This is a genomic window from Rhizobium sp. P32RR-XVIII (genome assembly GCF_012641395.1).
Classification (GTDB): Bacteria; Pseudomonadota; Alphaproteobacteria; order Rhizobiales; family Rhizobiaceae; genus Rhizobium.
Genome location: NZ_JABAIH010000001.1, coordinates 621,877 through 640,462, shown reverse-complemented (window position 1 = coordinate 640,462; position 18,586 = coordinate 621,877). Strand labels below are relative to the sequence as shown.

Annotated in this window: 21 protein-coding genes; 4 read left to right on the top strand and 17 right to left on the bottom strand. The window is 59.1% G+C overall.

Translation table 11 applies throughout. The features are described from left to right. Nucleotides 1-50: 50 nt before the first annotated feature. The 17 genes from HGP14_RS03290 to flgF all read right to left on the bottom strand — a co-directional run bounded on the left by HGP14_RS03290 (nt 51) and on the right by flgF (nt 14,722). A complete protein-coding gene (locus tag HGP14_RS03290) occupies nt 51-1,004 on the bottom strand; it encodes a flagellin (protein ID WP_168828407.1) in 954 nt (317 codons plus the stop codon). Between the two features lie 320 nt (nt 1,005-1,324). Next, entirely contained in the window at nt 1,325-2,557 is a 1,233-nt protein-coding gene (locus HGP14_RS03285) for a flagellin (protein WP_168828406.1), read from the bottom strand. A 237-nt stretch (nt 2,558-2,794) separates the two neighbouring features. Then, complete coding sequence (locus tag HGP14_RS03280) at nt 2,795-3,991, bottom strand: flagellin (RefSeq protein ID WP_168828405.1); 1,197 nt, start codon at nt 3,989-3,991, stop codon at nt 2,795-2,797. A 275-nt stretch (nt 3,992-4,266) separates the two neighbouring features. Beyond that, the gene (locus HGP14_RS03275) at nt 4,267-5,463 is read right to left on the bottom strand and encodes a flagellin (RefSeq protein WP_168828404.1); all 1,197 of its coding nucleotides are present in this window, start codon (nt 5,461-5,463) and stop codon (nt 4,267-4,269) included. A gap of 291 nt (nt 5,464-5,754) precedes the next feature. Beyond that, a complete protein-coding gene (gene fliP, locus HGP14_RS03270; RefSeq protein ID WP_168828403.1) occupies nt 5,755-6,492 on the bottom strand; it encodes a flagellar type III secretion system pore protein FliP in 738 nt (245 codons plus the stop codon). Further along, on the bottom strand, nt 6,489-6,959 hold the full coding sequence (locus HGP14_RS03265) for a flagellar basal body-associated FliL family protein (RefSeq protein WP_409527057.1): 471 nt from the start codon (nt 6,957-6,959) through the stop codon (nt 6,489-6,491). Before HGP14_RS03265 ends, fliP begins: the two co-directional genes overlap by 4 nt. Nucleotides 6,960-7,019: 60 nt before the next feature. Next, nucleotides 7,020-7,736 carry a flagellar basal body L-ring protein FlgH gene (gene flgH / locus HGP14_RS03260; RefSeq protein ID WP_168828401.1) on the bottom strand — a complete coding sequence of 239 codons (717 nt, stop codon included), beginning with the start codon at nt 7,734-7,736 and terminating at the stop codon, nt 7,020-7,022. Further along, nucleotides 7,733-8,275: a MotE family protein gene (locus HGP14_RS03255; protein ID WP_168828400.1), complete on the bottom strand. Its 543-nt coding sequence runs from the start codon at nt 8,273-8,275 to the stop codon at nt 7,733-7,735. Before HGP14_RS03255 ends, flgH begins: the two co-directional genes overlap by 4 nt. Then, nucleotides 8,272-9,393 (bottom strand): flagellar basal body P-ring protein FlgI, encoded by a 1,122-nt coding sequence (locus HGP14_RS03250; RefSeq protein WP_168828399.1) that lies wholly within the window; start codon nt 9,391-9,393, stop codon nt 8,272-8,274. The genes HGP14_RS03255 and HGP14_RS03250 overlap by 4 nt, the downstream gene beginning before the upstream one ends. Beyond that, entirely contained in the window at nt 9,390-9,875 is a 486-nt protein-coding gene (flgA, locus tag HGP14_RS03245) for a flagellar basal body P-ring formation chaperone FlgA (protein ID WP_168828398.1), read from the bottom strand. The genes HGP14_RS03250 and flgA overlap by 4 nt, the downstream gene beginning before the upstream one ends. A gap of 16 nt (nt 9,876-9,891) precedes the next feature. Then, the gene (gene flgG, locus HGP14_RS03240; protein WP_168828397.1) at nt 9,892-10,680 is read right to left on the bottom strand and encodes a flagellar basal-body rod protein FlgG; all 789 of its coding nucleotides are present in this window, start codon (nt 10,678-10,680) and stop codon (nt 9,892-9,894) included. Between the two features lie 20 nt (nt 10,681-10,700). Beyond that, the gene (locus HGP14_RS03235; protein WP_168828396.1) at nt 10,701-11,030 is read right to left on the bottom strand and encodes a flagellar hook-basal body complex protein FliE; all 330 of its coding nucleotides are present in this window, start codon (nt 11,028-11,030) and stop codon (nt 10,701-10,703) included. After that, nucleotides 11,030-11,446: a flagellar basal body rod protein FlgC gene (gene flgC, locus HGP14_RS03230; RefSeq protein WP_168828395.1), complete on the bottom strand. Its 417-nt coding sequence runs from the start codon at nt 11,444-11,446 to the stop codon at nt 11,030-11,032. Before flgC ends, HGP14_RS03235 begins: the two co-directional genes overlap by 1 nt. A 3-nt stretch (nt 11,447-11,449) precedes the next feature. Then, on the bottom strand, nt 11,450-11,842 hold the full coding sequence (flgB, locus tag HGP14_RS03225) for a flagellar basal body rod protein FlgB (protein ID WP_168828394.1): 393 nt from the start codon (nt 11,840-11,842) through the stop codon (nt 11,450-11,452). Between the two features lie 163 nt (nt 11,843-12,005). Continuing rightward, nucleotides 12,006-12,563 carry a flagellar protein gene (locus HGP14_RS03220; protein ID WP_168828393.1) on the bottom strand — a complete coding sequence of 186 codons (558 nt, stop codon included), beginning with the start codon at nt 12,561-12,563 and terminating at the stop codon, nt 12,006-12,008. A gap of 1 nt (nt 12,564) precedes the next feature. Further along, nucleotides 12,565-13,971, bottom strand: a complete 1,407-nt coding sequence (gene fliI, locus HGP14_RS03215) for a flagellar protein export ATPase FliI (RefSeq protein ID WP_168828392.1) — start codon at nt 13,969-13,971, stop codon at nt 12,565-12,567. A 16-nt stretch (nt 13,972-13,987) separates the two neighbouring features. Beyond that, complete coding sequence (gene flgF / locus HGP14_RS03210) at nt 13,988-14,722, bottom strand: flagellar basal-body rod protein FlgF (protein WP_168828391.1); 735 nt, start codon at nt 14,720-14,722, stop codon at nt 13,988-13,990. Between the two features lie 251 nt (nt 14,723-14,973). On the opposite strand from flgF, the gene motA reads away from it, so the two are divergent. The 4 genes from motA (at nt 14,974) to fliG (ending at nt 18,482) form a co-directional block, all read left to right on the top strand. Continuing rightward, nucleotides 14,974-15,846, top strand: coding sequence for a flagellar motor stator protein MotA (gene motA / locus HGP14_RS03205; RefSeq protein WP_168828390.1), 873 nt, complete (start codon nt 14,974-14,976; stop codon nt 15,844-15,846). 36 nt (nt 15,847-15,882) lie between these two features. Continuing rightward, nucleotides 15,883-16,794, top strand: coding sequence for a FliM/FliN family flagellar motor switch protein (locus HGP14_RS03200; RefSeq protein ID WP_168828754.1), 912 nt, complete (start codon nt 15,883-15,885; stop codon nt 16,792-16,794). 64 nt (nt 16,795-16,858) lie between these two features. Beyond that, on the top strand, nt 16,859-17,413 hold the full coding sequence (gene fliN, locus HGP14_RS03195; protein WP_168828389.1) for a flagellar motor switch protein FliN: 555 nt from the start codon (nt 16,859-16,861) through the stop codon (nt 17,411-17,413). 28 nt (nt 17,414-17,441) lie between these two features. After that, entirely contained in the window at nt 17,442-18,482 is a 1,041-nt protein-coding gene (gene fliG, locus HGP14_RS03190; protein WP_168828388.1) for a flagellar motor switch protein FliG, read from the top strand. Nucleotides 18,483-18,586: the final 104 nt, after the last annotated feature.

Sequence of the window (18,586 nt, the reverse complement as noted above, 5' to 3'; positions counted from 1 at the left end):
TTGCGCGAGGATGAATGGCAGTCTCCCCGCCTGCCATTCGCGAGGCGCAACTACTCAAGCAGGATGAGAATCTTGCTTGCGGAGGTGTTCATGATCGAGAGTGCTTCAGTCCCCATGTCCCGCGCCGTTTCGAACGCGGCCTGTCGGGCCGAAGCTTCATCCATATCGGTATCGACGAGAGCGCCAATGCCCGTCTTCAGGGATTTCGAAAGCGTCTCCACGTAGCTCTGCCGATCCTCGATGCGCGCGTTCATCGTGCCGAGCCCGGTGGCCGTCGTATTGAGGTTCGAGAGGACGTTATCCAACACGTTGAGCATGTCCTGCAGGTCTTGCGACGTCGAGTTGACCGAGATCGATATCTGGGTGCCAGTTGCAGGCGTGGTCGAACCAGCATCGAGCAGATAGTAGTTGCGGGCCGGCACGGCAGCCGGATCGGCACTTATCGATTTCGTCAGCAGGCCGCGGCTTGCGTCGCTCGTGTCGATCATGATTGCGTCGGCAGCCGGATAAGTAATGTTCTGCGGGTAGAATTCACCGTTCGGGCCGCGCACGAATCCGCCGGTAACGGACCGTTGCGCCGGCGCGGTCGCATCGCGGTTCAGCAGCCAGTTCTCGCCGTTGAAATTCACGGAATATACGATGGTATCCAGCTGCGCTTTGTACTGATCCAGGGTGATGTTGAGCTTCTCTCGATCGTTGGCCGGATCGGTCGCCGAAACAATCGTAGAGCGCATCTTCGAAACCACATCGATAAGAGACGTCAGCGCGGTATAGGTCGTGTCGACCTTGGCGCTGCCGACACCGAGGGCGTCGTCGATCGTCTTCATCGCGTTGTCGTCGGATCGCAGAGTCGTCGCAGCCGCCCAGGAAGTCGCATTATCCGCGGCCGTCTCAACACGCATCATCGACGATATCTGCCGCTGAATGGAGTCGGCCTCCTTGTTAACGCCGCGAAGAACGGTGAGCACGTTCAACGCGCCTACGTCTGTTATGGTGTAGGCCATCGATAAATCCTCGAAATGAAGGAAAAGGGACAGGCCGGGATTGCCGGCAGCGACCTTACTGGCTTCATGCCTCCGGCTGGTCCCTCCAACCGGTGCGTCGCAATCAAATCAACTCTTCGCTGAAATTAACCTAACATTTACCGCGACGGCAAGTGCCTCCCAGCGGTCCACGCAAGCTTTAGGCAAGGTCTTGATTTCGCGAAAAAGAAGCCGCCGCAAGCGAGGCAATTCCTGGTCGTAGATACGGCAAGAGCCGCGCCCGGGAGGCGCGGCTCTGATTCTCTGTTCGCAGAGCCGGTGCGCTGCCGGCGTTGCCGTTTTTATTTGAAGAGCGACAGGATGTTCTGCGACGAGGAGTTGGCGATCGACAGCGACTGGACGGCGAGCTGCTGCTGCGTCTGCAGTGCCGTCAACTTGCTGGATTCGGCTTCCATGTCGGCGTCCACGAGCTTGCCGACACCCTTGTCGATCGAGTCCATCAGCTTCGACACGAAATCGGTCTGCATGTCGATGCGCGAGTTCATGGAGCCGAGCTGGGAAGCAGCACTGGTCATCTGCTTGAGGACGCTGTCGACCATCGAAACGAGGCCGTCGATCTGAGTTGACGTGGTGCTGTTGTCGATCTTCAGGGACGATACGGAAGTTGTCATTGACGCGGTGGCGAGGTTCGTCTCGTCGATCGCCCAGACTCCGCTGGTGTCGACGTCAGTGGCGAAGATCTCGTGATCCGTGGCGCCCGCTTGGTCGATGGCCACAACCCAGGTATCATCGGCGACCTTGACATAGCCCGTGAAACCCGCAGTGCCGCCAACAGCCACCTGGCCGCCGCTGTCGAAGGTCGCACCGTCAGCGATGACGTCTTGGGTCGTGTACTTGATGACGTTGTACGAGGACACGGTGCCGCCGATGTTGACGTCGACCGAAACGCCGTTGCCCTCAATCGTGTTCGCCTTGTCCAGAATCCCTTGGCCATATTTCGGACTGGTAGGATCTAAAGGATCCGACAGCGTGGCACCGGTGTCAAACAGGACGTTGGTGCTGTTCAGCGTGTAGTCGACCTTCTTCACCGAGACGTTGCCGGAGGAATCACGGACAAACGAAGCAACGACGCTCTTCTCCACCGAGCCACCTGCGGCGGTGAGATTGGCTTCCAGCCAGTTTTCGCCGGAGAACGAGGCCGCGTCGCCGATACTCTTCAACTGCTGCTGAAGCTGGCTGATCTCGGTCTGGATCTTCGTCTTGTCGACACCCTCTTCCGTTGCGGCGACCAGCTTGTTCTTGATCTCGGTGACGACGTCGATAGCCGCGTTCATGCCGGAATAGGCAGTGTCAACCTTAGCAGAACCGAGTCCGAGAGCGTCGGAAACGGCGGAAAGGGCCCCATTGTCGGAGCGCATGGTGGTTGCGATCGACCAGTAGGCGGCATTGTCGGCAGCGTCACTCACGCGCAGGCCGGAGGAAACACGGTTCTGCGTATCCTCCAGGCTGGCGTTAACGCTGCGCAGCGTCTGGAGTGCGGCCATTGCGGACGTGTTCGTCAAAATGCTCGTCATGGAAAGGGTGCCCCTGTTGGCTGCTTGAAAAAGGGACATTCCGGATTTCACCGGCAACGGTGCCAGCTTCATGCCTGTTAACCCGCGCTTAAAGTCGGTTAACTCACCGTTTCTATGCAGCCAAGAAACAGCAATATGGTTAATGCCGCGTTAACGCCGGATAGAGAAAATGACGCCGGCCGGAAAAAGCCGGCCAGCGTCTGGTTTTCGTCAAGCAATCCGACGAGCTTGAAGCTCTTAACGGAAGAGCGACAGGATGTTCTGCGACGAGGAGTTGGCGATCGACAGCGACTGGACGGCGAGCTGCTGCTGCGTCTGCAGCGCCGACAGCTTGCTGGATTCCTCTTCCATGTCAGCGTCTACGAGCTTGCCGACACCCTTGTCGATCGAGTCCATCAGCTTCGACACGAAGTCGGTCTGCATGTCGATGCGCGAGTTCATCGAGCCGAGCGACGCAGCCGCGCTGGTCATCTGCTTGAGAGCGGAATCCACCATCGAGATCATGCCATCGAGCTGGCCTGAGGTGGTGGTGTTGTCGATCTTCAGGGTCGATACGGAGGTGTTCGTGGTTGGTGCGGTGGCGAGGTTCGTCTCGTCGATCGCCCAGACTCCGGTGGTGTCGACGTCAGTGGCGAAGATCTCGTGATCCGTGTCGCCCGATTGGTCGATGGCCGCAACCCAGGTGTCATCGGCGACCTTGACATAGCCCGTGAAACCCGCCGTGCCGCCAACAGCCACCTGGCCGCCGCTGTCGAAGGTCGCACCGTCAGCGATGACGTCTTGGGTCGTGTACTTGACGACGTTGTACGAGGACACCGTGCCGCCGATGTTGACGTCGACCGAAACGCCGTTGCCTTCAATCGTAGTCGTCTTGTCGAGGATGCCGGTGTTGCCGCCAGTGTCAAACAGAACGTTGGTGTTATCGAGCGTATAGTCGACTTTCTTGACCGAGACGTTGCCAGCGGCATCACGGACGAAGGAAGCGACGACGCTCTTCCCCACCGAGCCACCGCCCGCCGTGAGATTGGCTTCCAGCCAGTTTTCGCCGGAGAACGAGGCAGCTTGCGAGATGCTCGTCAGCTGATCCTGCAGCTGCTTGAGTTCGCCCTGGATCTTCGTCTTGTCGACGCCGTCTTCGGTGGCGGCGACCAGCTTGTTCTTGATCTGGGTGACGACGTCGATGGCGGCGTTCATGCCGGAATAGGCGGTGTCGACCTTGGCCGAACCCAGGCCCAGAGCGTCGGAAACGGCGGAAAGCGCGCCGTTGTCGGAGCGCATGGTCGTTGCGATCGACCAGTAGGCGGCGTTGTCGGAAGCGGAACCGACGCGCAGACCGGACGAAACGTGAGCCTGCGTATTGGAAAGGCTCTTGTTGATGCCCTGCAACGTCTGCAGAGCGGCCATGGCCGCGCCGTTGGTGAGAATGCTCGTCATGATACTAGTGTCCCTTGTTGAAAGCGAATGGGAGGGGACATTCCGGACCTTTACCGGGAACGGCTATCAGCATCATGCCTGCTAACCGGTTCGTAATGTTAGCCGCCGTTTCGATGGCCCCAGAAAACACCAATATGGTTAAGGAACGCTGAACAACGAAAGGAAAAAGTGTAAATAAATCTGTAACTTATGCGACCAACATTAACCTACTTTTAAACATTTCGCGGCCGGGGATGACCCGGCCGCGAGCTCATTCGAAAGATCCTACTTCGCTCTTAGCGGAAGAGCGACAGGATGTTCTGCGACGAGGAGTTAGCGATCGACAGCGACTGAATAGCGAGCTGCTGCTGCGTCTGCAGCGCCGACAGCTTGCTGGATTCTTCTTCCATATTGGCGTCCACGAGCTTGCCGACACCCTTGTCGATCGAGTCCATCAGCTTCGACACGAAGTCGGTCTGCGTGTCGATGCGCGAGTTCAGCGAGCCGAGCGACGAAGCCGCGCTGGTCATCTGCTTGAGAGCGGAATCCACCATCGAGATCATGCCGTCGAGCTGGCCTGAGGTGGTGGTGTTGTCGATCGTCAGGGTCGATACGGAGGTGGTTGTGGATGCTACGGTGGCGAGGTTCCCCTCGTCGATCGCCCAGACGTTGCCGTTGTCGACGTCAGTGGCGAAAATCTCGTGATCCGTGTTGGCGCCTTGGTCGATGGCCGCAACCCAGGTGTCATCGGCGACCTTGACATAGCCCGTGAAACCCGCCGTGCCGCCAACAGCCACCTGGCCGCCGCTGTCGAAGGTCGCACCGTCAGCGATGACGTCTTGGGTCGTGTACTTGACGACGTTGTACGAGGACACCGTGCCGCCGATGTTGACGTCGACCGAAACGCCGTTGCCGTCAATCGTAGTCGTCTTGTCGAGGATGCCGGTGTTGCCGCCAGTGTCAAACAGAACGTTGGTGTCATCGAGCGTATAGTCGACTTTCTTGACCGAGACGTTGCCAGCGGCATCACGGACGAAGGAAGCGACGACGCTCTTCCCCACCGAGCCACCGCCCGCCGTGAGATTGGCTTCCAGCCAGTTTTCGCCGGAGAACGAGGCAGCTTGCGAGATGCTCGTCAGCTGATCCTGCAGCTGCTTGAGTTCGCCCTGGATCTTCGTCTTGTCGACGCCGTCTTCGGTGGCGGCGACCAGCTTGTTCTTGATCTGGGTGACGACGTCGATGGCGGCGTTCATGCCGGAATAGGCGGTGTCGACCTTGGCCGAACCCAGGCCCAGAGCGTCGGAAACGGCGGAAAGCGCGCCGTTGTCGGAGCGCATGGTCGTTGCGATCGACCAGTAGGCGGCGTTGTCGGAAGCGGAACCGACGCGCAGACCGGACGAAACGTGAGCCTGCGTATTGGAAAGGCTCTTGTTGATGCCCTGCAACGTCTGCAGAGCGGCCATGGCGGAGGTGTTGGTATTGATGCTCGTCATAAGTGTCCCCTTGGAAACGAGATACGAAAAGGAGGACATACCGGACTTTGAATACCGGTAATGACGGACCAGCCTCATGCCACTCGGTTCGTAAAACCAAACCCGTCATGTGAGGGCCAATCTCGCCGCTATTGCTTGCGATCTTCTTAACGACGACGGAGCAAATTTATAACCCCGGACAATGGTTAACCCGAGGTAAAGTAATGAGCAGCAGGACTAGCGGCTAGATCGCTCCGCCTGAACAATGGCCACGACGAGGTCGGGTCAAGAAGTGACGGTGATCGAAACGGCTTAGTGGAAGGACCGCACGAGGCTGCCGACCAGCAGATTCCAGCCGTCGATCAGGACAAAGAACAGAATCTTGAAGGGAAGCGAGATCGAGGTCGGCGGCAGCATCATCATACCCATCGCCATGGTGATCGTCGCAACGATCAGGTCGATGACGAGAAACGGCAGAACGATCAGGAAGCCGATCTCAAACCCACGCCGGATTTCCGAAATCATGAACGCCGGAATGAGAACGCGGTAGTCGATCTGGGCACCCGTTTGGACCGTCTGGCCACGCTCACGGGCGAGGTCGACAAAGAGTGCCAGATCCTTGTCGCGCGTGTTGGCGGCCATGAAGGTGCGGAAAGGCTCGGCAATGCGCTGCACCGCCTCCTGCTCGTTGATCTGATTGGCCAGCAGCGGCTGCACGCCGGTCTGCCAGGCTTGATCGAAAGTCGGCGACATGACGTAGAAGGTCATGAAGAGCGCCAGCGAGAGCAGGATCATGTTGGAAGGCGTTGAAGAAAGCCCCATGCCGCTGCGCAGGATGGAAAAGGCGATGACGAAGCGCGGAAAGCTCGTCACCATGATCAGGATGCCGGGAGCAATCGAAAGGACGGTCAAAAGACCGAAGGTACGGATAATCCAGGCCGCGACGGAGCCATCGACCGGGATATTCAAAAGATTGCCTGGCAACTGCTGGGCAAACGCCAGTTCCGGCACCGCCATCATGGCAGCAAATAAAACTATGAATCGAATCATTCGATGACAAAGGTCCTGAACATGACCTTCGATACGCGCCCTTTGGAGCGCAGGTCAACACGTTCCTGGATGTCATCCCTGAGATATTGAAAGCCGCGCGGCCCTTCGATCTGCTGAAGGGAAACGGTCCGGATGTAGGCCATGATATCCTGGTGGATATCCTCGGCCATCTTCACGTCCGGAGGGCCATCGAAAAGCAGCGCCACCTCGAGCCGTACCCAATTTTCCGAGGGATAGGCAAGGTTAGAGGTGATCGGCTCAAGCTGAACGACGTTGTTTGCTTCGGTGGAGATGTGAGGAAGCCCGGCTTCGGCTTCCTTGCCTTCCCCGGCACCGGCCGGGGCCGTTTCCGTCGCCGCCGCCTGCTCGGCGCTTTTGACGTTCGGGGCGATCATCGTGCCAAGGAACCAGCCCCCTCCGCCGCCGAGCACGGTCAGCGCGAGCAGGCCGGCCGCCATGATCGGCATTGCAGGCCTCTTTTTGGGTCTGCCTTCGTTTTCCACTGCGTCTGCCATAGCTGTGAGGCCCTAGAGCGGCGAGAAAAGATCGACGGCCTGCTGGCCGCTTGGTGGCTGCTGCACTTCCATCAGACGGCCACGGCCGCCGTAGGAGATGCGCGCTTCGGCGATCTTGTCGTAGGAGATCTGGTTGTCGGAGTTGACATCCTGCGGGCGCACGATACCGGCGACGTTGAGGATGCGCAGTTCCTGGTTCAGACGAACCTCCTGCGAGCCGCTGATCACGAGGTTGCCGTTTTCCAGAATACCGGTGACGACGGCCGCGACGAGAAGCGTTAGCTTGTCCGTGCGTTCGATCTTGCCCTTGCCATCCGTGCTGGTGTCGGACCCATAGGTGACATCGGTTTTCGATTGCGGCGTCCAGCCGAAGATCTGCGCGTTGACATCCCAGTTCAGGCCGCTCGAATTCTGCCGGCTACGACTGGTTTCGTTGTCGAACGATGCCTTGTCGTTGATCTGGATATCGACCGTCAGGATATCGCCGACGTTAAGCGCGCGCGCGTCCTTGAAAAGGGCTGACTGCGAGTCGTTCCACAGGGAATACCCCTGCGCCACCTGGTGCGGATTCTTCGGATAAAGCGACATCTGCGGTGTCTGGCCATAGGCAAGGCCGCTGCCGATCGGGCTCATGGCAGGCGCCCGGCCGATCTCCCTCACAGCCTGCGGCGATTGGCAGCCTGCGAGAAGAGCAACAGCGGCAACGGCAGCCGGGAAACGTTTGTTCATGAGGGATCCTTCGACGTATTGGGATCGGACGCACTTGCGATGATATTGGCGAGGACCGCCGCCTTCTGCGGATCCATCTCGTTCAAGATCAGGCTCGACTGACGTGAACTGAGCCGCATGATCACCGCGGCCGCGACCTCGGTCTTCACTTCCTGGAGCTGCAGCGCCGCAGCATCCGGTTTCATGTTCTTATAGATGTCGGTAAGGCCTGCCTGAGCCTGCTTGAGAAAGTCATTGCGACGCTTCAGCCAATCCTGATATTCGGCCGTGCGCTTGCCCATCTCAGCCATGCGGGAGTCGATATCCGCCTGCAGCTTTTCGAGTTCCTGTTTCTGCAGCAAATAGCGTTGGTCACGTGCCGGATCGGCAATATTGGTGCAGAACTGTTTGATTTCCTCTTCCGACGTGAGGTTGCCGGTGGGGCTTGCCGCCTCCTGGGCAAAAGCGCCCGGGATGGACAAAAGGACAACTGCGGCAGCGGGCAGCGCGAGGCTCCGCAACAGTTCAGAGATATTCAGGCCGAATTTCGAAACGATCATTGCAGTACGAGCTCCGCCTGCAGCGCACCTGCAGATTTGATACCCTGCAGGATAGCGATGATACCATCCGGTTTGACGCCAATGTTATTGAGACCTGCGACAAGGGTTCGAAGGTCTGGTCCGTTGATGACTGCGAGGGCCCCGCCGGTTTTCTGCGTAGAGATATAGGTCTGCGGCTGAACGGCGGTGACCCCGCGTGAGAACGGTTCAGGCTGGATAACCTGCGGCGTCTCAGTGACCTGCACAGTCAGCGTTCCGTAGCTGACTGCAACCGGCGAGACGCGAACGTCCGCTCCGATCACGATCGTGCCGGTGCGTTCATTGATCACCACCTTCGCCGGCGTATCGGTGTCGACGGCGAGATTTTCGATATCCGCCATCAATCGTGTAAGGTCCGCCTCACGCGGCTTCTGCACAACCACCTCCTGTGCGTCCTTGGGCTCCGCGACGGGACCGCCGAAGCGAGCGGACGCATACCGGTTCACGACGTCGCTAATGCGCACGGCCGTCGAGAAATCCGGATTGCGGAGCTGCAGCACGAGATTGACGGAATCCTTGAAGTGCGAGGGGAGTTCGCGCTCGATAATTGCGCCGCCCGGAACGCGACCGGCGGTCGTGACGCCTTCGGTCACGGTCGCCGCCTGGCCCTGTGCCTGAAAGCCCGACACGACAACAGAACCTTGCGCTACGGCATAGATCTGGCCATCCGCACCTGAGAGGGACGTCATGATGAGCGTACCGCCGCGCAGCGAGGTCGCATCGCCGAGCGAGCTGACGGTAACGTCAATGCGGCTGCCGGGACTCGCGAAGGGCGGAAGGTTGGCCGTGACCATGACGGCGGCCGTATTCTTGGCGTTGGATTGTCCGCCTTGAGTCGAGATGCCGAGGTTCTGGAGCATGGCGCGCATCGATTGCTCGGTGAACGGCGAAGCGCGGAAGCCATCGCCCGTTCCCTGGAGGCCGACGATGAGACCGTAGCCGATCAGCTGATTGTCACGCCCGGCTTGCAGCGAAGCGATGTCTTTGATCCGCGAGGTCACCGCAAATGCCGGCGTCACATGCGCCATGCACATCGAAAGGGCCGCGAGCGCGGCGAAAATGCGAGAGACAATCTTCATTTTGCCGCCACGTGTATGGTGCCGTCAGCAAGAACGGTGCCGCTTACGATGACCCCCGAGTCCATGTTGCGAGCGCGGATGACCTGGCCGGTAAAGCCGTCCTCGAGCGGCGAGCCCGCCGCGGAGATCGTCATCATACCCATGCTGAAGACGAGACGAATCTGCGAGCCGCGCGTGACCGTATAAGGCTCGCGCAACGCCCCGACCGGAATCGTCCGTCCGGGCAGTAGCGTACGCTTCGAGATCATGCCGCTAACTTCTTCGATGGATTTGGCGTAACCGGCTGCGAGGTTCGGATTGGTAACCTCGACCTCTTGAAGCTGGCCGCCGTCGATCGTTTCGCCGGGGTAGATAATCGCTGTCGGAACGACAGCATAGCCCATGTCGGCGCCGGCAGCTGCGGCAGGCATGAAACTGCCGTAGACCGCAACCGTTGCCAATGCCGTCAAAGCGACGATATTTCTCGCCCGGCGAAACATCATGTTCTGCCCCTTCTTGTTACTTCAGGTTCTTGCTGACGATGGTGGCCATTTCGTCGGCAGTGGTGATGACCTTGGAGTTCATTTCATAAGCGCGCTGGGCAGATATCAGCTCGGTGATTTCCTTGACCGGATCGACGTTCGACGATTCCAGGTATCCCTGCTTCATATATGCGTAGCCCTCCTCGTCCGGCGTTCCGACGACCGGGGCGCCGGACGCAGGCGTCTCCTGGAAGAGGTTGTCGCCGAGCGGCTGGAGGCCGGCTTCGTTGACGAAGCTTGCAAGCGTCAGCTGCCCAAGCGTCGTCGGGGTGGTCTGGCCCGGCAGAAGTGCCGTGACTTCGCCGGAGCGGCTGATCGTGAGCTGCGTGGAGCCCGTCGGAATGGTGATGCCAGGGACGACCTCATAGCCGTCGACCGTGACCAGCTGACCGGTCTCGTTCTTGTTGAAGGCGCCGGCGCGCGAGTAGAGCGTCGTGCCGTCCGGAGCCAGAACCTGGAAGAAGCCCTTTCCGATCAGCGCGACGTCGAGATCGTTGCCGGTTTGGCTGAGTTCGCCCTGGATGTGCAGGTTGCGGACGGCCGACGTCTGGACACCCAGGCCGATATTGGCGCCTTCCGGCACGATCGCCTGATTGGCGCGGTTTGCCACGCCCTTCGCGCGTTCGGTTTGGTAGAGAAGATCGGTGAATTCGGCGCGTGCGCGCTTGAAGCCCGTGGTATTGATGTTCGCGATATTGTTCGCGATCACTTCGAGATTCGTCTGTTGGGCGTCCATGCCCGTAGCCGCAATGGCGAGCGCTCTCATCGGTGCGTCCTTAAATCGAGTTACATCTGCATCTTGGTGACATCGAGGAAGGCCGAGACGACCCTGTCACGGACTGCGATTGCGGTTTGAAGCGTCTGTTGGGCCTGCAGCATGGAGTCGACCACCTCGCGGGTGTTCGCCGTGCCCTTGATGCCTGCGAAGGACATGCTTTCCGCACCCTTCAAGGTATCGACCGCCTGGGTCGCCATGTTGCCGAGAACGGAGGCAAAGCTCTGGTCGTTCTTGGCGCTCCCGGCAGCTGACGAGGCGGTAGAGGAATTGTCGGTCGCGATGCTGCCGAGGCCACGCGTTACGGAAAGAGAGCTGACGTTCTGTACATTGCTGATCATTATTGGCTCTTCAGAAGGTCGATCGTGGAGGAAATCAGGTCGCGTGTCTGCTTGATCGTCTGCAGGTTCGCGTCATAGGAACGGTTGGCTTCGCGCATGTCCGCCATTTCAACGAGCATGTTGACATTCGGCATCTTGACTACGCCGCGCTCGTCGGCAGCCGGGTTGCTCGGATCGAATTCCGTGGTGAAATCGGATTCGTCGACGCCGAGCTTCTTGATGCCGACGGTCGTCACTCCAGCCGCGCGATCGACTTCTTCGCCGAAGGTGATCATCTTGCGGCGATAAGGATCGGCTCCGGGGGTATCACCGGTAGAACGGGCGTTTGCAATGTTTTCCGAGACGATGCGCAGACGTGTCGACTGCGCCTCAAGCCCGGAACCTGCGATCTTCATTGCTGCTGATAAAGGATCCATGACTTACTTCCCTACAGTCATCATCATCATTCGATGAAAGGAGCCGACGAGCGATGTGTTCAGTTCGTACTGGCGCTTGATCTCGCCGCTCTTGGACATTTCCTCAGACAGGCCGACGGTATTGCCGGATTCCTGCACGCCAATTTCCTGGTCGAGCGGAGCTTCCTTCACGTCGATATCGCCGCTGGTGCTGAAATCATTGCCGCTGAGGTGCGCAGGGTTGGTGCGCGCCATCGTGATATCGGCCTTGTCGAGAACAGCCTGGAAGGGCGTCACGTCCTTGGAACGATATTTCGGCGTGTTCGCATTCGCGATGTTGCCGGCCACAACCTCCTGACGGATCGTCAGCCATTCCGCCTGCCGCGAAGCCAAGTCGAAAAGTTGGATGGGTTGCATGGGAACTCTCCGTTTTTACTGAGAGAACCCTAGGGCAGCAATCTTGCGTCAGACTTACGAGGAACTCAGGCTTTCGCCCTGGGTTGTTTTTATTGGGCAGGCCGCAAAAAGAAGGGCTCCGTCACCGGAGCCCTCGACTTCAGTCTGATCGCAGCTGCCGCGATCAATTGTTCTGGTAAACCTCGCCCTTCGACGTCACGATGACCCATTTGCCGTCGCGTTCTTCCAGCGCGGCCAGACGGCTTTCGTCCGGAAGGACCGATCCGACACGCACGACGTACATGCCCGAGGAGTCTTCGATCAGCGCACGCCCATTGGCGACGTGCAGCAACCTGAAGCCGGAAGCGGCGGGGAATGGCTGGTCCTCAGATACCGCGGCACCCTTGTCATCCTCCTTGCCGAGGTTCGAAACAGTCGCGGTGGTCAGCGGATCGAACGGGAGTTCCGGCCTCTTCTCCGGCTTGTTCTTGTTGACCATGGCAAGCGGCGAGACGCGGACGTTGCGCGGCGCCCAGTCCGGCAGTTCGCGGGTCCGATCGCCTTCCACGACATTGAGGCTGAATTTGTCCTCGTTGAAGAATACGTACCACGGAAAAATAGCCGCGGCTCCCGCAAGCGTCAGGCCCATCACGGTGAGCAAACGGTCGAACATCGCCGCTTTCCGCGTTTCCCTTGATTTCAGCGGAGCGATGGCCTCGTCATCATCTTCGAATCTGCTCAAACTAACCTCTGGGTCTTGTCGGGATCGTCGCCGGCGGGTTCGGAATCCCGGCGGCAGACTTTAGAGCAGCCGCGAGATCGGAGAATGCGTCGGCCGACGCAGTTTCTCCGGGCGACTGTTTCAAAACATCGTAAATAATTGGTACCTGCTTGACCGCCATATCCAAATCCGGATCGGCTCCCGGCCGGTAACCGCCGATCAGGCGCAGATCTCGCGTTTCCTCGAAACGATGGATGAGGGACTTCAAGCGGGAGACCAGTTTCTCCTGGTCCGGCGTCCACGCCTTGCGGGCAAGACGCGAAATAGAAGCCAGCGGATCAATCGGCGGATAGCGGCCTTCTTCGGCGAGGCTCCGCTTCAGAACGAGATGGCCATCGAGAATGCCGCGCGTCGAGTCGGCGATCGGGTCGTTGTGATTGTCGCCATCGACGAGAATCGAAATAATCGCGGTAATGGTGCCCGTACCTTCCGGGCCTGGGCCCGCGCGCTCGAGCAGTCGCGGCAGCTCGGTGAAAACGGATGCCGGATAGCCTCGGGCGATCGGCGGCTCACCGGATGCCGTCGCCACCTCGCGGATCGCGTGGGCAAATCGCGTGACGCTGTCGACGATGAGCAGGACGTTCTCGCCTTGATCCCGGAAATGCTCGGCGATGGTGATCGCCGTCAGCGGTGCCATCTTGCGAAGCATCGGGCTCTCGTCGCTGGTCGCAACGACGACGATCGACTTCTCCATGTTCTCGGCGAGCGTATCCTCGATGAATTCGCGCACCTCACGGCCGCGTTCGCCGACAAGTGCGATGACGACTTTGTCGAACGCATCGGCCATTGCGAGCATCGACAGCAGCGTCGATTTGCCGACACCGGAGCCTGCAAAGACGCCCAAGCGTTGGCCAAGGCAGAGCGGCGAAAAGATATCGATGGCGCGAACGCCTGTCCTGAAGCCCTCTTCGACACGCTTCCGGGTCATGGAAGGCGGAGCGGTGTTGGAAATCGAACGGCGATCGAGACCTTCGACGATCGGGCCGCGGCCATCGATCGGCTCACAGAGCGAATTGATTGTGCGGCCACACCAGCTTTGGGCCGGCGATATTCGAAAGGCTCCCTTGCGGATGACCGTATCATGGATGCCGATCGGCTCCCCCGGCTCGATCGGGCATACATAGGCCAGTTCCGGCTCGACGCGCACGACCTCGCCGAGATGAATCCCGGTCGCCGACTTATGCGCGACGAACTCACCGAGACGAACGTGCCGCGAAAGACCGCTCACTGTATAATGGCCGGCGGCGATCGTCTGGACATGACCGCCATGGGCGACTGCGAACTCCGGCTTGGCATAGCGGTCAACGAGGGCTGCGAGATGCCCCAACTTTGGTGAAAGCGCTTCTTCGGTCAGCTGCGCGTCGGTCATCCGTCAAACCTTCCGCTTAGCGGCTGCCGCCCAAGGTCTGGATCGCCTGGTTGAAGGAATTTTCGCTGTCGCTCGTCAGCGAAGCAATACTCTCGAAGGCACGGTTGACTTCGATCAGCTGCGTGATTTCACGCATTGCATTGACGTTGGAATTTTCAAGATAACCCTGCTCGACGCCGACATTGAAGCGGTCCGTCACAGCCCGCGGGGCATCGGTCGTCATGATCCCGCTGTTTTCGTAGCGGAGATAGCCCTTGCCGATGTCCGCCTCGTACAGGCCGAGCGACGCAACCTGCCGACCATTCTGATAAATGATCCCGTCATTGCCAACCTTGGGCTCGCCCCCGGCAGAATTCAGCTGGATCGGCGCGCCGCCGGCATCCAGAACCGGGTACCCGCGTATAGACACAAGTTCGCCTGTGTCCTTCATGGTGAAGCGACCGTCTTTGGTCAGAACCTGACCCGCCGGCGTATCCAGCGCAAACCAGGCATCGCCCTTGACGGCAAAATCCAGCATATTGCCGGTGTGCTGCAGCTCGCCGGCATCGCCGGAGAGATAGTCGTTACCCTGCGAGACGAAGGCAACCTTTGCGTTCAGCTTGTTCTTGGTGTCGCTCAACATCTCATCGAACTTGACTTCCGTCGCGCGAAAGCCGGTCGTGTTCACGTTGGCCATATTGTCCGCGATCGTGGTCAGTCGCTTTTCAAGTGCCATCTGGGAGGACAGGGAAACATAAAGGCCGGATTGCATCTTGGTAAGCTCCTGGCATTGGGATCAACTGTACGAAAGCCGGGGTTCGTGCTGCTTGTTCGACCACGGTTTCCGCTGAGGCGGCATCTCAGAAACGGGCGAGTCGGCCCATTCGTCATCCTCAATCTGACGGCAAATCCTTGCGCGAAGCTGGCATGCAAATCGCAGCCAAAAGTGGCCAATCATCAGCCTCACGCAAGCCAGCAACCCTATCCCTTGGGTTGAAAACAACGTTCAGGTTTGGACTGACGATGAATATCATTATCGGATTAGTGATCACGGTCGGCTGTATTATCGGCAGCTTCATGGCGATGGGCGGGGAGATCGGAGCGCTGTTTCAGCCCTTCGAGTTCGTCATCATCGCCGGCGCCGGTCTCGGCGGCTTCATCATGGCGAACCCTATGAAGGTCGTGAAAGATTCGGGCAAGGCGCTCGGCGAGGCGTTCAAGCATGCGGTTCCGAAGGAACGCAACTACCTCGACACGCTCGGCGTTCTCTATTCGCTGATGCGCGACCTGCGCACGAAGTCGCGCAACGAGATCGAAGCGCATATCGACAATCCTGCCGAATCCTCGATCTTCCTGACAGCTCCGACGATCCTGAAAAACAAGGAACTGACATCGTTCATCTGTGACTACGTCCGCCTGATCATCATCGGCAATGCCCGCTCGCATGAGATAGAGGCGCTGATGGACGAAGAGATCAATACGATCCTGCACGACAAGATGAAGCCCTACCACGCCATCTCGATCATGGGCGATTCCTTTCCGGCAATCGGCATCGTCGCGGCCGTTCTCGGCGTCATCAAGGCGATGGCGCACATCAACGATTCGCCGGAAGTGCTCGGTCACCTGATCGGCTCGGCCCTCGTCGGAACCTTCCTCGGCATTCTTCTGTCCTATTCGGTTTGTGCGCCGCTGGTCTCGCAGATCAAAGTGGTGCGCACGAAGCAGCACCGCCTCTACGTTATCGTGAAGCAAACCTTGCTTGCCTACATGAACGGCTCCGTCCCGCAGGTTGCTCTGGAATACGGCCGCAAGACGATCTCGGCCTACGAGCGTCCGTCGATCGACGCGGTCGAACAGGAAATGATGAACCCGGGTGGCGAGAACAAGGCGGCTTAATCGACCATGAGAAACGTTCTCTCTCAAAGACCGGCGATGGATCCGGTCCTCCTTGCGAAGTTGACGGGGCGCCTGGGCGATGCGGCGACGGTAGAAAAGCTCTGCGCTTTGCTGTCGGAGGTCTATAGCGAGTTCCTGCCCGACATCTTCAAGAGCGAAACCGGCCTGGATATCACTGTCGCCTACGTCGGTTGCCGTTCCGGCTACAAGAACGATCTGATTGCCGACCTCGATACCAACGTCACCCTCGTGGACGCGACGCTGCGCAACTGGTCGCAGAACATCACCTTCGCCTGCGACAACAGTTTCGTGATCGCGCTGATGGAAAATCTGCTTGGTGCTGCGCCCGATACGATCGAGCAGCCGGCCGAGAGATTGCTCTCGGTCATCGAGCTCGATCTTGCCGTCATGGTTTTCGAAAAGATCGCCAATGTCTTCCGTTCCGCTGTCAACGCTCCAGGCGGCTTCGAGCCGAGCATCGAGGCGCCGCACGCATTGGAATCCCGTGCGAAGCCTTCCGAGGAAAACCCGGACGAATTCGCAGCGGCCATCAATATGTCGATCGCGCTTTCCGGCATCACCTCGGAATTCTCGCTGATCGTGCCCCAGGCACCGCTCCTGAAGACGCAGATTTCAGCGCCGAAGGCGAAGAGCCAGTCCGCCAAGTCCACGGAATGGACTGAACAGCTCACCGAGCAGGTTCACCGTTCGCATGTGACGCTCGACGCGAAAATCCGCCTCCAGGATCTGACGCTGCGAACAATCTCGAAGCTCGCGGCAGGCGATGTCATACCCTTCCACGACACCGGCGATGTCAGGGTCGAGGTCAGTGCCAACAACAAGGAATTGTATGTGTGCGAGTTCGGGCGTTCCGGCGATAATTACACGGTCCGGGTCAAGGATACGATAGGCTCCGATGATGAGCTCATACGCCACTTAATGAATTAATCGGTTCCCCGTCCCTCATCCGGGACGGCAGTTTGAGGCAAGTTTCAACTGGAATAGTGATTTCATGGCTACGAAGAAAACACAAAAGAACGACGACCTGTCATTGGAGGCCCCGGGCAACGAAGCTGAGCTCGATCAGGCGATCGATGATCTCCGCGGGGTCTTAAAGCAGGATGCGGAGGGTGAGCTTCCGGAAACCGATGCTTTCGGCGGCACTGGGACCGATCTGTCGACTTTCGGCGATTTCGGAGACGAGGGTGAAGCCGAGACATCTTTCGGCGGCGGTGACTTCGGTTCTTCGGATTTCGGCGATACCAGCTTCTCCGCGGTCAGCGCCGAACCGGCGCCGCTCGGGAGCGCGCTCTCCTCGAACTTCGAACTGATCATGGACATCCCCATCGACGTCCAGATCATGCTCGGCAGCAGCCGCATGCAGGTTTCCGGTCTGATGAATCTGAATGAGGGCGCAACCATCGCCCTCGACAAGAAGATTGGCGAGCCTGTCGAAATCATGGTGAACGGCCGCAGGATTGCACGCGGCGAAATCACCGTCCTGGAGAATGACGACACCCGCTTCGGGGTTAAGCTTTTAGAAGTTTTGAGCACCAAAAAAGCCTGATCCCGGTTAGGGACGGAGAGGTAAGACCATGATGGACTTTGACGATTTCGGCGGCGCACTTGCCGCGAAACCGTTGACCCAGGCTGAAAAGGCAGCGGCTGTACTCCTTGCTATGGGAAAAGGGGTTGCAGGCCGGTTGTTGAAATATTTCACCCAGGCTGAGTTGCAGACGATCATTGCTTCCGCGCAGGCTCTCCGTGCCATTCCGCCGGATGAGCTTCTCAGCTTGGTCGGCGAGTTCGAAGACCTCTTCACCGAAGGCGCTGGCCTCATGGATAACGCCAAGGCCATCGAGAGCATCCTCGAGGAAGGCCTGACGCCGGACGAAGTGGACAGTCTTCTCGGCCGCCGCACGGCGTTCCAGGCATACGAAACGTCCATATGGGATCGCCTCGGCGAAGGCGATCCGGTCTTCATCGGCAAGTTCCTGCTGCGCGAACATCCGCAGACCATCGCCTACATTCTTTCGATGATGCCTTCCTCCTTCGGGGCCAAGGTGCTGATGCAGCTTCCCGACAGCCGGCGCGCGGACATCATGAACCGTACGGTCAACCTGAAGAGCGTCAGTCCCAAGGCCGCGCAGATCATCGAAAAGCAAGTGATGGCGCTGCTTGCCGAGATCGAAGCCGAGAAGAACTCCATCGGTTCGAGCAAGGTTGCGGAGCTGATGAACGAGATGGACAAGCCTCAGGTCGACACCCTGCTTACCTCTCTGGAATCGATCAGCCGCGAAGCCGTCAACAAGGTTCGCCCGAAGATCTTCCTCTTCGAAGACCTTCTCCAGCTGCCGCAGCGCAGCCGCGTCATGCTTCTCAACGACATCTCCGCCGACATTCTTACGATGGCGTTGCGTGGCGCACCGGTCGAAATTCGCGAATCGGTCCTCTCCTCGATCAGCCCGCGCCAGCGCCGCATGATCGAATCGGACCTGCAGACCGGCACGGTCGGCATCAATCCGCGCGAAATCGCAATTGCCCGCCGCGCTGTCGCCCAGGAAGCGATTCGGCTGGCGAATTCCGGCCAGATCCAGTTGAAGGAAACGGAAGGCGAAGCAACGGCAGCGGCTTAGAGCCTTTCAACGCTCTAACCACGCTTCTGTTGACAAACCGGCCAGGGGCCCCTTCGCGCCATTGATCGCCAGGCGCCACAGGACTACGCTTTTCGGAAAGGGCC

Bases quoted from the DNA above. Each gene is read 5' to 3' on its own strand.
- HGP14_RS03290 (WP_168828407.1), bottom strand. From the start codon at position 1,004: ATGGCCTACACCATAACAGACGTAGGCGCGTTGAACGTGCTCACCGTT.
- HGP14_RS03285 (WP_168828406.1), bottom strand. From the start codon at position 2,557: ATGACGAGCATTTTGACGAACACGTCCGCAATGGCCGCACTCCAGACG.
- HGP14_RS03280 (WP_168828405.1), bottom strand. From the start codon at position 3,991: ATGACGAGCATTCTCACCAACGGCGCGGCCATGGCCGCTCTGCAGACG.
- HGP14_RS03275 (WP_168828404.1), bottom strand. From the start codon at position 5,463: ATGACGAGCATCAATACCAACACCTCCGCCATGGCCGCTCTGCAGACG.
- fliP (WP_168828403.1), bottom strand. From the start codon at position 6,492: ATGATTCGATTCATAGTTTTATTTGCTGCCATGATGGCGGTGCCGGAA.
- HGP14_RS03265 (WP_409527057.1), bottom strand. From the start codon at position 6,959: ATGCCGATCATGGCGGCCGGCCTGCTCGCGCTGACCGTGCTCGGCGGC.
- flgH (WP_168828401.1), bottom strand. From the start codon at position 7,736: ATGAACAAACGTTTCCCGGCTGCCGTTGCCGCTGTTGCTCTTCTCGCA.
- HGP14_RS03255 (WP_168828400.1), bottom strand. From the start codon at position 8,275: ATGATCGTTTCGAAATTCGGCCTGAATATCTCTGAACTGTTGCGGAGC.
- HGP14_RS03250 (WP_168828399.1), bottom strand. From the start codon at position 9,393: ATGAAGATTGTCTCTCGCATTTTCGCCGCGCTCGCGGCCCTTTCGATG.
- flgA (WP_168828398.1), bottom strand. From the start codon at position 9,875: ATGATGTTTCGCCGGGCGAGAAATATCGTCGCTTTGACGGCATTGGCA.
- flgG (WP_168828397.1), bottom strand. From the start codon at position 10,680: ATGAGAGCGCTCGCCATTGCGGCTACGGGCATGGACGCCCAACAGACG.
- HGP14_RS03235 (WP_168828396.1), bottom strand. From the start codon at position 11,030: ATGATCAGCAATGTACAGAACGTCAGCTCTCTTTCCGTAACGCGTGGC.
- flgC (WP_168828395.1), bottom strand. From the start codon at position 11,446: ATGGATCCTTTATCAGCAGCAATGAAGATCGCAGGTTCCGGGCTTGAG.
- flgB (WP_168828394.1), bottom strand. From the start codon at position 11,842: ATGCAACCCATCCAACTTTTCGACTTGGCTTCGCGGCAGGCGGAATGG.
- fliI (WP_168828392.1), bottom strand. From the start codon at position 13,971: ATGACCGACGCGCAGCTGACCGAAGAAGCGCTTTCACCAAAGTTGGGG.
- flgF (WP_168828391.1), bottom strand. From the start codon at position 14,722: ATGCAATCCGGCCTTTATGTTTCCCTGTCCTCCCAGATGGCACTTGAA.
- motA (WP_168828390.1), top strand. From the start codon at position 14,974: ATGAATATCATTATCGGATTAGTGATCACGGTCGGCTGTATTATCGGC.
- HGP14_RS03200 (WP_168828754.1), top strand. From the start codon at position 15,883: ATGGATCCGGTCCTCCTTGCGAAGTTGACGGGGCGCCTGGGCGATGCG.
- fliN (WP_168828389.1), top strand. From the start codon at position 16,859: ATGGCTACGAAGAAAACACAAAAGAACGACGACCTGTCATTGGAGGCC.
- fliG (WP_168828388.1), top strand. From the start codon at position 17,442: ATGATGGACTTTGACGATTTCGGCGGCGCACTTGCCGCGAAACCGTTG.